This window comes from Acidobacteriota bacterium (genome assembly GCA_003696075.1).
In the GTDB taxonomy this organism is placed as follows: Bacteria; Acidobacteriota; Polarisedimenticolia; order J045; family J045; genus J045.
Genome location: RFHH01000126.1, coordinates 1 through 10,086, shown reverse-complemented (window position 1 = coordinate 10,086; position 10,086 = coordinate 1). Strand labels below are relative to the sequence as shown.

At 69.2% G+C, this 10,086-nt stretch carries 7 protein-coding genes; 5 read left to right on the top strand and 2 right to left on the bottom strand.

Translation table 11 applies throughout. The annotated features are described in order from the left end of the window. Nucleotides 1–473: 473 nt before the first annotated feature. Nucleotides 474–2,495, bottom strand: coding sequence for a 3-hydroxyacyl-CoA dehydrogenase/enoyl-CoA hydratase family protein (locus D6718_08375; protein ID RMG45140.1), 2,022 nt, complete (start codon nucleotides 2,493–2,495; stop codon nucleotides 474–476). A 129-nt stretch (nucleotides 2,496–2,624) separates the two neighbouring features. Here D6718_08375 and bcrC point away from each other — a divergent pair, with 129 nt between their 5' ends. The 5 genes from bcrC (at nucleotide 2,625) to D6718_08350 (ending at nucleotide 8,829) form a co-directional block, all read left to right on the top strand. Then, nucleotides 2,625–3,794, top strand: coding sequence for a benzoyl-CoA reductase subunit C (gene bcrC, locus D6718_08370; protein RMG45139.1), 1,170 nt, complete (start codon nucleotides 2,625–2,627; stop codon nucleotides 3,792–3,794). Continuing rightward, nucleotides 3,791–5,065 carry a benzoyl-CoA reductase subunit B gene (gene bcrB, locus D6718_08365; protein RMG45138.1) on the top strand — a complete coding sequence of 425 codons (1,275 nt, stop codon included), beginning with the start codon at nucleotides 3,791–3,793 and terminating at the stop codon, nucleotides 5,063–5,065. Before bcrC ends, bcrB begins: the two co-directional genes overlap by 4 nt. Continuing rightward, a complete protein-coding gene (gene bcrA / locus D6718_08360) occupies nucleotides 5,062–6,336 on the top strand; it encodes a benzoyl-CoA reductase subunit A (GenBank protein ID RMG45137.1) in 1,275 nt (424 codons plus the stop codon). The genes bcrB and bcrA overlap by 4 nt, the downstream gene beginning before the upstream one ends. Beyond that, the gene (gene bcrD / locus D6718_08355; GenBank protein RMG45136.1) at nucleotides 6,336–7,190 is read left to right on the top strand and encodes a benzoyl-CoA reductase subunit D; all 855 of its coding nucleotides are present in this window, start codon (nucleotides 6,336–6,338) and stop codon (nucleotides 7,188–7,190) included. The genes bcrA and bcrD overlap by 1 nt, the downstream gene beginning before the upstream one ends. Nucleotides 7,191–7,458: 268 nt before the next feature. Beyond that, on the top strand, nucleotides 7,459–8,829 hold the full coding sequence (locus tag D6718_08350; protein ID RMG45135.1) for a tryptophanase: 1,371 nt from the start codon (nucleotides 7,459–7,461) through the stop codon (nucleotides 8,827–8,829). A gap of 373 nt (nucleotides 8,830–9,202) precedes the next feature. Here the strand turns inward: D6718_08350 and D6718_08345 are convergent. Continuing rightward, the coding region (locus D6718_08345) for a hypothetical protein (GenBank protein RMG45134.1) at nucleotides 9,203–10,086 on the bottom strand (884 nt) is incomplete at its 5' end.

The window sequence follows — 10,086 nt, the reverse complement described above, 5'->3', positions numbered from 1 at the left end:
ATCGAAGGTTTTCGTCTCGAAACGCTCGCTGCGCGCGGAGTCGTGCGGAAGTGTCGGCGCTCGATCGAGTCGACCGGCATCGCGCACCATCGAGGGTGCGGCTCCGGTGGATCCGGTCGTCCCGCGCTCCGCCGGGCGTCACGCCGTCCGATCGAACGGGATCGGCGCGAAAGGCCGCCCCCGGGCGCCCGGCCCGGAACTCAGCGAATCGTGCACGGAGCCTCCTTTCGCGCCGGGACGGTCCTGCCCGCGGCTCCGCCGTCCGGGACGAACCCCGACGCCCGCGCTGCGCCGGACGCGACCCCCGCCCCCGGTCCGGACGGGACGTCGCGCCCGGCGGCCCCGGCGACGCTCCCGCTCCCCGTTTCGCCTCTCCCGGAGCCGGCGTGGCGACGAAGGCCGCCCATCCCCGCCCGCGGGCTCCGGGGCCCGGAGCGCCGGGCGGCCCGCCGGCGAGTCCGGCCGGCCCGCTGCTACTCGTGCACGAAGGCGGCTTTCGAGCGCGGCCCGTTCCGGAGGAAGTTCTCGAGGCCGATCCGCATGTCGCGGGTGCGCGTGCACTCGGCGAACATCGCCGACTCGAAACGCAACCCCTCCTCGAGCGGCTTGGCGCATCCCTCGAGAATCGCCCGGCACATGATCGCGTCGATCGCGCGGCTGAGGTGGCCGAGGTCGACGTCCGGGAGCTTCTCGGGCACCTGCATCGGCGCCGGATCGATCCGCGGCAACTCGACGCGCCCCTCGGCGGCGTCGCGCGCCAGCTCGATGGCGCGCTCCACCACGTCCCCGTCGACCTCCTCGAGGACCAGGCCGAGATCGACCGCCTCCCTGCCGCTGATCGGGCGTCCCGTGCGCAAGAGCTCGGCCGCATGCTCGATGCCGATCAGCCGCGGCAGTCGCTGCGTCGCTCCGGTGCCGGGAATGATGCCGAGGTTGACCTCCGGCTGGCCGATCGCCATTTTCAGCCCTTTCCGGATCACCCGCGCCGTGCAGCACATCGCGAGCTCGTTTCCGCCCCCGAGCGCGAAGCCGTTCAGCGCACAGACGACCGGCTTGCCGAGGGTCTCGATCACGCGGCCGGGCCGCTTCGTGCGCTCGGCCGCCTCGAAGGCCTGCTCCGGCGTTTCGATCCGCGCGAGGAAGTGGACGTCGGCTCCCGAAACGAACGCCTTGACGCCGAATCCGGTGAGGACGGCCGCCTTGACCTGCGGGTCCCGGCCGATCTCGGAGAAGGTCCGTTCGAGCTGGGCGTAGACCGCCTCGTTGAGGGCGTTGAGCACCTTGGGCCGGCGGATCGTGACGACGGCGACGCCGTCGACGTCGCGCCGGAAGACGTAATCGATCGACCAGGGCTGGCGCGAGCGCGCCTGCTCCTCGAGGCACCGCGGCACCGGGAAGCCGGGATGTTCCTTCGCGTAGGCCCGGACGAGTTCGAGCGCCTTCTCCGGGCCGATGCGATTCATCGCGGTGAACGGCGGCGTCATGTCCAGCCCGAGTTCGATGGCCATCTCGAGGTCGGACACGCTCACGATCCCGCTGTCGATGATCGAGCCGACCAGGCCGAAGTAGGCCCCGCGCATGGCGTCGGCGATCCGCTGCTCCCTCTCCGGAGGCAGTTCCACCGTCTCTCCCCTCTGCGGCACCTCCCAATCGGTTCCATCCGCCAGAGCCTTCTTCAGGATGTCCGGGGAGCGGAACCAGGGCCCGAGCTCGCGGTTCATCCGCTCGAGGCCGTGGTTGGTGATCGGGTTGCCGCCGGTGAGATTGGCCGCGGTGAAGGGGCCCACCCGGAGTCCTAGGGCGCGGCAGGCGGCGGCATCGACCTCCTTCGTCGTGCCGGCGCCGGCCTCGACCAGGAGCGCCGCGGCGAGGAACAGCCCTTCGAAGATCGGGTCGATCGCGTAGCCGTAGCGGCTGCCGACGCGGATCGGGGCCTTGCCGATCGCCTCGTACAGCGCGAGCACCTTCTCGGTCAAGCCGGGATCGGTGTCGCGGCCGGGGACGATCTCCACGAGCAGGTTCCGCTCGGCGGGGAAGAAATAGTGAATGACGAGGGCGCGCTCCTTCCGCCGCAGGGACTGGAAGATCTCCTCGGGTGTGAGGTGCGAGGAGTTCGAGGCGAGGACGGCGTCCGGGGCGGCGATCTCCTCGAGACGGCTGAAGATCTGCCCCTTCACGCGGGGATCCTCGGTGGCCGCCTCCACGACCAGGCTGGCCCCCTCGAGCGCGGCGTCGTCCGTGGTGAACGTGACCCCGTCGAGCATCGCCTGGGCCGTCTCCGGGGTGAAGGCGCCGGTGTCCACCCCCTTCGCGATCTTTCGCTTCATTTTCGCCCGCCCGCGCTCGATGGCGGCGGGGTCGATGTCCATGACGACCACCGGCACCCGGTACCGGTGGAAGACCTTCGTGAAGTGCAGGGCGATGTCGGGGCCGATCTGGCCGGAGCCGACGACGCCGATCTTGTCGATGATCAAGCCTTTATGCTCGAAGCTCATCGCGGCCCTCCTGGGCGGGGCGGGCGCCGGCGGGCGGCCCTCCCGTCTTGACCGTTCCCGCCGGCGGGGTGTATTCTATCGAACGTTCGTTCGAAAACTCCTGCGGCGGATGCCGTTTCGGAGGCGCCCGTGACCCGAAAGGAGATCGTCGACTGGGCCCTCGCCCTCTACGAAGACCTGCAGTTCGGGTCGGTCCGCGCCTGGCTCCAGGAGGAGCCCGGGCGCAAGGCGGTGGGCTACCTGCCGGTCTACGTGCCCCGAGAACTGATCCGCGCCGCCGGAATGCTCCCCGTGGGCATCCACGGCGGCGGTGACCTCCTCGAGATCATCCGCGGCGACGCATTTTACCAGTCCTACATCTGCCACCTGCCTCGCTCGGTCATCGAGCTGGCGCAGTCGGGGCGGCTCGACTTCCTGTCGGGAGTGCTCTTTCCGTCCACCTGCGACGTGATCCGGAACCTCTCGGGAATCTGGAAGCTGCTCTACCCGGACCTCTACGTCCGGTACGTCGACCTGCCGCAGGTCCGTGACGAGCGCACCGGTGGCGCGTTCTGGGAACAGGAGTTGCGGCGTCTCGCGGACGACCTCGGCCGGCTCTCCGGCCGGCCCGCGGACGAGGCGGCGCTCCGGGAGGCGATCGCCGCCTACAACGAGCACCGCCGGTGGGTCCGCCGGCTGTTCGAACGGCGGCGCGAGGCGCCGTGGGACGTGCCGACCGAGGAGCTGTATCTCCTGATGCGTGCAGGCGAGGTGGTTCCGGTGGAGACCTTCGTCGAGAAGGCGAAGGCCTACCTCCGGGCCGTCGAGTCCGATCCGGGCCGGCCCCGCGACAACTCGCGGATCGTCATGGTCGGCTGCTTCTGCGAGCAGCCGCCCCTCGGCTTGATCAAGACGATCGAGCGGGCCGGCTGCTACATCGTCGACGACGACCTCCTGCTCGGAAACCGCTTCCTCGTCGAGGACGTGCCGACCGACGGTGACCCGATCCGGGCCCTCGCGCAGGCCTTCATCAAGGGCGCGGTGCGCACGTCCGTTCTGTACGAACCGGATCCCGAGGGGAAACGGAAGCTGATCCGGGAGCGCGTCAGGCGCGCCCGCGCCGACGGCGTGATCTTCGCCGCACCCAGCTTCTGCGACCCCGCGCTCCTCGACCAGCCGATGCTGTGGAAGGGCGCCGAGGCGGCCGGGATCCCGTGCATCGCCTTCAAGTACTCCGAGAACACCGGCCAGTTCCAGCAGTTCCGGGAGCAGGCCGGCACCTTCTCCGATTCCATCAAGCTGTGGGGGGAGGCCTCATGAGCGACGTCCAGAAAGATCGGTCGATGGTCCTCCAGAAGCAGATGATCGCCAGGCACTTCGAACGCCTGGAGAAAGCGCCGGAGACCGGCGAGCCGGTGGTCTACACGTTCGTCCCGGGCAATCTGACCGAGCTGATCCGTTCCTTCGGGGCGCTTCCCGTCCTTCCCGAGATCAATGCGCTCCAGTCCGGGATGCGCAAGCGGAGCGGCGACTTCATCAACGAGGCGGAGAAATCCGGCCACTCGGAGGACGTCTGCACCTACGTCAAGTGCGACATCGGCATGCTCAAGTCGGGGAACATCGGCCCCACGGGAACGCGCCTGCCGAAGCCGGACCTCCTCCTGCTGTCCTACACCGGCTGCTATACCTTCATGAAGTGGTTCGAGCTGCTCCGCGAGGAGTACGACTGCCCGACCGTCTTTTTCCAGGTCCCGTACCAGGGCGACGGCGCCATCGAGCCGCAGCACAAGGAGTACATGGTCAAGCAGCTCCGCGACGAGGTGATTCCCGCCCTGGAAAAGGTGACCGGAAAGAAATACGACGAGGACCGGCTGAAGGAGATGCTGGCGCTGAGCGCGCAGGCCGAGGAGGACCTCGTCGCGGTGCTCCAGTCGGCCAAGAACAAGCCAAGCCCGATCGATGCCTACTTCGGCGCCGTCTACTACGTCGGGCCGATCTTCAGCGCCTTCCGGGGCACGCCGGAGGGGGTCGAGTACTACAAGGAGTTGCGCCGCGAGGTCGAGCAGCGGGTCGCCGAGGGGCGGGGTCCGATCACCCCCGACGGTCCGCTCGACGATCAGAAATACCGGATCGTCGTCGAAGGCCCGCCGAATTGGACCCACTTCCGCGACTTCTGGCGCATGTTCGCGGAAGAAGGGGCGGTCGTCGTCGCTTCCACGTACACCAAGGTCGGCGGGGTCTACGACTTCGGCTTTCGGCACGATCCGAACGACCCGCTGGGAACGCTCGCCGAGTACTGCGCGGGCTGCTACACGAACATCAACCTTCCCGGACGGATCGCGATGATCGAGCGTTACATCCGGGACTATGACGCCGACGGCTTCATCATCAACTCGGTCAAGTCGTGCAATTCGTTCTCGGCGGGCCAGTTGATGATGGTCCGCGAGATCGAGCGGCGAACCGGCATCCCCGGCGGGTTCATCGAATCCGATCTCGTCGATCCGCGCTACTTCTCGGCCGCGAACATCAAGAACCGGCTCGAGAGCTACTTCCAGATGATCGACGCCCGCCGGATGGGGGTGAGCGCATGAGGTGTGTCATCGGCATCGACCTCGGGTCGACGACGACGAAGGCCGTCATCCTGGACGAGGAGCGCCGCGTGCTCGGCCGCGGCATCACCAACTCGCGCTCGAACTACGATCTGGCCGCTGCCGTGGCCCGCAGCGAGGCGTACGTCACCGCCCGGTTCAATCTGCTGCGGCGCGAGGTGGCGGGCCGGGTCGACGACGCGATGCTCGAGCGCCTGCGCCGGGCGTTCAAGCTGGAGCAAACCCTGCACCAGCTCCGGCGCCTGCGTGAGCTGATCGACGAAGAGATCGATCGATCGCACGAGAACGGCCTGCGCAGGCCTCTGAAGGACGCCATCGCCACGATGTTCGAGCGCATCGAGCGGGAGGAGGAGGAGCGGTTCGCCGATCCGAATCCGCCCAAGCGCTCCGATTTCTTCCGCGACGCCGCCGGGTCGGCGTTCAACCGCATCGCCGAGGAGATCGCGGATCCCACCGGGGTCACGTTCGACATGCTCCTGGGGCTGTACGACAAGTGCATCATCCGGGTCGAGAACGAACCGCTGGAGCTCGGCTTCCGCGACCACATCGGCGCCGCTCTCGAGCGGATCGGCCGCCCGCCGGAGATCGCGGGCGCCGTCGACCGGGTCGCGAGGGTGGAGCTCGAAGAGGCGGCGTCGGTGGGCACCGGCTACGGCCGCGCCCGGCTGCCGTTCCCCAAGGAACAGATCCGGTCGGAGATCCTCTGCCACGGCCTCGGCGCCCACGCGATGTTCCCGGGGACGCGCACGGTGCTCGATATCGGCGGCCAGGACACGAAGGCGATCCAGGTCGACGAGAACGGGATCGTCACCAGCTTCCAGATGAACGACCGCTGCGCCGCCGGCTGCGGGCGCTATCTCGGCTACATCGCCGACGAGATGAACATCGGACTCCACGAGCTGGGTCCGCTGGCCTCGAAGTGCCACCGCTGCGTCAAGATCAATTCGACTTGCACCGTGTTCGCCGGAGCGGAGCTGCGCGAGCGGCTTTCCCTCGGGGAGCGTCGGGAGGACATCCTGGCGGGGCTGCACCGGGCGATCGTGGTCCGGGCGATGAGCCTCCTCGCCCGGTCCGGCGGGGTGTTCAACGAGTTCACGTTCACGGGCGGTGTGGCAAAGAACGAGGCGGCGGTGCGCGCCCTCCGCGAACTGGTGCACGAGAACTACGGCGACATCTCGATGAACGTCTCGCCCGACAGCATCTATACGGGCGCTTACGGCGCGGCGCTCTTCGCGCACGAGGTAGCGAACTGATGGAGATCACGGCAGGAATCGACGTCGGTAGCGGAGCTGTCAAGGCGGTCGTGATGCGGACCTCCGAGACCGAGCAGGAACTTCTTGCCAAGGCGTCCGCCCGGATCCGCAAGCGGGATCCGGCGGTGGTCACGAGGGAGGTCTTCGACGCGGCGGTGGCGGCCTCGGGTGAGAAGAAAATCCACTACATCGCCACCACCGGCGAGGGGCACGACACCCCGTTCGCGACCGGCCACTTCTACGGTATGACCACGCACGCGCGCGGGGCGCTCTACCTCGAGCCGCGGGCGCGCGCGGTTCTCGACGTGGGAGCCCTCCACACCCGGGCCGTCGCGATGGACGAGCGAGGGCGGGTGATCGGGTACAAGATGACCAGCCAGTGCGCCTCGGGATCGGGGCAGTTCCTCGAGAACATCGCCCGCTACCTGGGTGTGTCCCAGTCGGAGGTCGGCCCGCTGTCCCTCTCGGCGCGCAAGCCGGAGAAGGTCAGCTCCATCTGTGCCGTGCTCGCGGAGACGGATGTGATCAACATGGTCTCCCGGGGGATCTCGACGGCGGACATCCTTCGCGGGATCCACGAGAGCATGGCGGGACGGATGGCTCGCCTGATCCAGGCGCTCGGCGTGCAGGGGGTGGTCTTCGTCAGCGGAGGGCTGGCGAGCGACGAGGGGCTCATCGCAGCGCTCCGGGACGCCCTCGAGGAGGGGGCCAAAAAGCGGAAGCAGAAGGCCCCAGAGGTGGCGACTCACCCGCTCAGCATCTACGCGGGAGCCATCGGTGCGGCGATCTGGGGCGGCTTCCGCTATCGCAAGCTCGGCCGGGAAGACGTCGCCTACCTCGCCGAGGCCGTCTGACGGCAACCGCCGTTCCGCAGCGGGTCCCCGGAGCGGCGTTGGCGGGGCCCTCCCGCCACGGGTGGCGTCCAGCGGATCGGCCGCGCGGAAGGGCGGAGGGATCGCGTTCGCGGCGCAGGGCGGGGCGGTGCGGTGTCGGGACGTCGCGCCGGGAAGGGGTTTTCCGGCTCGGACGAGGATTTCCCGGAGGGGTAGCCGGCGGGCTTGCCCCCCGGTAACCTCTTGCCTCCCACCCCTCGCAAGATGGTCGCGAGACGAGGCTCACGCCATGAAGACGATCATCGAGCCATTCCGGATCAAGGCCGTCGAGCCGATCCGCATGACGACCCGCGCGGAGCGCGAGGAGATCCTCCGCCGCGCCGACTACAACCTCTTCCGCATCCCGGCGGAAGACATCCTCATCGACCTGCTCACGGATTCCGGCACGGGGGCGATGTCGTCGGAGCAGTGGGCCTCCCTGATGCGCGGTGACGAATCCTATGCCGGCGCGCGGTCGTGGTACCGGTTCCGCGATCGTGTGGTCCGCCTCACCGGCTTCAAGCACGTCATCCCGACGCACCAGGGCAGGGCCGCCGAGCGGATCCTCTTCTCCTGCCTCGGTGTCAAGGACCGGATCGTCGCCAGCAACACTCTCTTCGACACGACGCGCGCCAACGCCGAATATCTCGGCGCCCGTTGTGTCGACCTTCCGGTGCCGGAGGCGCTGAAGCCGGCCGAAGAGCATCCGTTCAAGGGCAACATCGATCTGGAACGGCTCGACCAGCTCCTTCGCCGCGAGGCCGGCGAGGTGGCGTGCGTCATCGTCACGGTGACGAACAACTCCGGCGGCGGTCAGCCGGTGTCGCTGGCCAACATCCGGGCCGCGAGCGAGCTGTGCCGGGCGGCTGGCGTGCCGTTCTACCTCGATGCCTGCCGCTTCGCGGAGAATGCCTACTTCATCAAGCTCCGCGAGGAGGGGCAGCGGGAGCGGAGCGTCGAGGAGATCGCCCGGGAGATGTTCTCCTTTGCGGACGGCGCGACCTTCAGCGCCAAGAAGGACGGACTGGCCAACATCGGCGGTTTCCTCGCCACCAACGACGACCGCCTTGCGAGGCAGGAAGAAGAGCTGCTCATCCTGACCGAGGGCTTTCCCACCTACGGAGGGATGGCGGGTCGGGATCTGGAGGCCATCGCCGTCGGTCTCGAGGAGGTGGTCCACGAGGACTACCTCCAGTATCGGCTCGCCAGCACGCGTTATCTGGGTGAGGGGCTCCTGAAGGCCGGCCTCCCGATCGTCCGGCCGCCGGGCGGCCACGCCGTGTACGTCGACGCCGGCGCGTTCCTGCCGCACATCCCGCCGGAGCAGTTCCCGGGCCAGGCGCTCGCCTGCGCGTTCTATGTCGAGGGGGGCGTTCGGGGCGTCGAGATCGGCACGCTGATGTTCGGCGGAGAGGACCCGCAGACGAAGAGACCGCGGACCGCTCCGCTCGAGCTGCTGCGCCTGGCGATCCCGCGCCGCGTCTACACGCAGAGCCACATCGACTACGTCGTCGAGGTCGCGGGCGAGGTCGCGCGCCGCAAGGAGGAGATGCGCGGCCTGCGCATCGTCGAGGCGCCGCCGCAGCTCCGCCACTTCACGGCCAGGCTCGCGCCGGTTTGAGGTTGCGGGCACGGGAGTGGGATGCGGCCGCGGTGCGTCCCCTTCGCTCGACTCGGGCTACGAATCGGTGTGAGCGCTGCAAGACGGAAGCGGCTCGTTCTCCTCACCGTTCTCGAGTCGAGCCGGCGCCCCGCACGCGGCCTGTCCGGGAAACCCCGAATGGAATCGCCGCCGATGCTGCAAGGCGGTCCGCTCGTCGATCCGTGACGTCATTGCCCCGGACGATTCACGAAGTCCCGAAGCGAAGCGCTTCCGAGGCGGCTGGGAGGCCCGCCCGTCCATCGGCGAGGCCCGGGGGCCCGCCCGTGGGCCACGGAGGCGTCCTCGCCCAGGGATTCACGAGCCGTCGTGGTCGAGGTGGTGGTTCTGGGTGTCAACGGGTGTCGCAGCGGCGCGAGAGGTCCTGCGGGAGATCGCAGGCGGTCGGGGCGGAGACCGGCGGGCGCTCGCCGCCGGCGGAGTTCGTGCCGTACGAGCCCTCGGCGGCCGCGTCGCGCGCGACGACGACGAAGAACAGCGAGGCCGGCAGGGAAGAGGTGTCCCAGGCGTACATCCCGCTGCGCCCGATGGCGCACTCGCGCCCCGACCAGTTGGCGTCCCGAACGTTGACCCGCGTCAGCTCGCCGAACGCGATCGTGTGGGCGTAGGCGCCGCACCCCGGCTGGTACTCGATCGTCATCCGGCCGGTCGCGGCGTCGAAGCGCACGACCCGCAGCCCGGTCGCCTCGCCGGGCGTCGCCGCGGGCGCGGTCTCCCGGCCGCGCAGGACGGTGATCGAGTAGGGCGGCAGCGGCAGCGGCGAGGCGACCGCCCCCTCCGTCTCGCCGGGATCGGTCGTGGCGGTCGAGAGCGGCGCCGACGCGCGGCGGTAAGGCGTCCCGTCGGTGACACCGAGGCTCGCCGTGTCGAACTGGAGCGTGCTCCCCGAGAAGTTGACGAGCAGGTGGTCGGCCGGCGTCCCGGCGCCCTGGTCGAAGGCCCAGGCGTGCACGGCGGGGATCCCCCCCGAGCCGGCGACGTCCGGCGTTCCGGCGAGCGCCTTCCGCACCGCCCGCGTCTGCCCCTTGGTCGCGAGGGCGAGCAGCGCGAGCGCCCGGCCGGTCGCAGTGATCGCCGGGCCGCCCCGATCGAGAATGTGGTGCCGGAAAAGATGGTAGTTGGTCGACCCGAGGCCGCCCTTGTCGGCCCGGTCCTCGATCCAGGTCAGCACCTGGAACACCGAGAGCAGGCCGTTGCCCCAGGTCTTCGGGTCCTGGT

What these genes read in the sequence shown, in the direction of transcription:
- D6718_08375 (RMG45140.1), bottom strand. Translation starts at nt 2,495, where the DNA reads ATGAGCTTCGAGCATAAAGGCTTGATCATCGACAAGATCGGCGTCGTC.
- bcrB (RMG45138.1), top strand. Translation starts at nt 3,791, where the DNA reads ATGAGCGACGTCCAGAAAGATCGGTCGATGGTCCTCCAGAAGCAGATG.
- bcrA (RMG45137.1), top strand. Translation starts at nt 5,062, where the DNA reads ATGAGGTGTGTCATCGGCATCGACCTCGGGTCGACGACGACGAAGGCC.
- bcrD (RMG45136.1), top strand. Translation starts at nt 6,336, where the DNA reads ATGGAGATCACGGCAGGAATCGACGTCGGTAGCGGAGCTGTCAAGGCG.
- D6718_08350 (RMG45135.1), top strand. Translation starts at nt 7,459, where the DNA reads ATGAAGACGATCATCGAGCCATTCCGGATCAAGGCCGTCGAGCCGATC.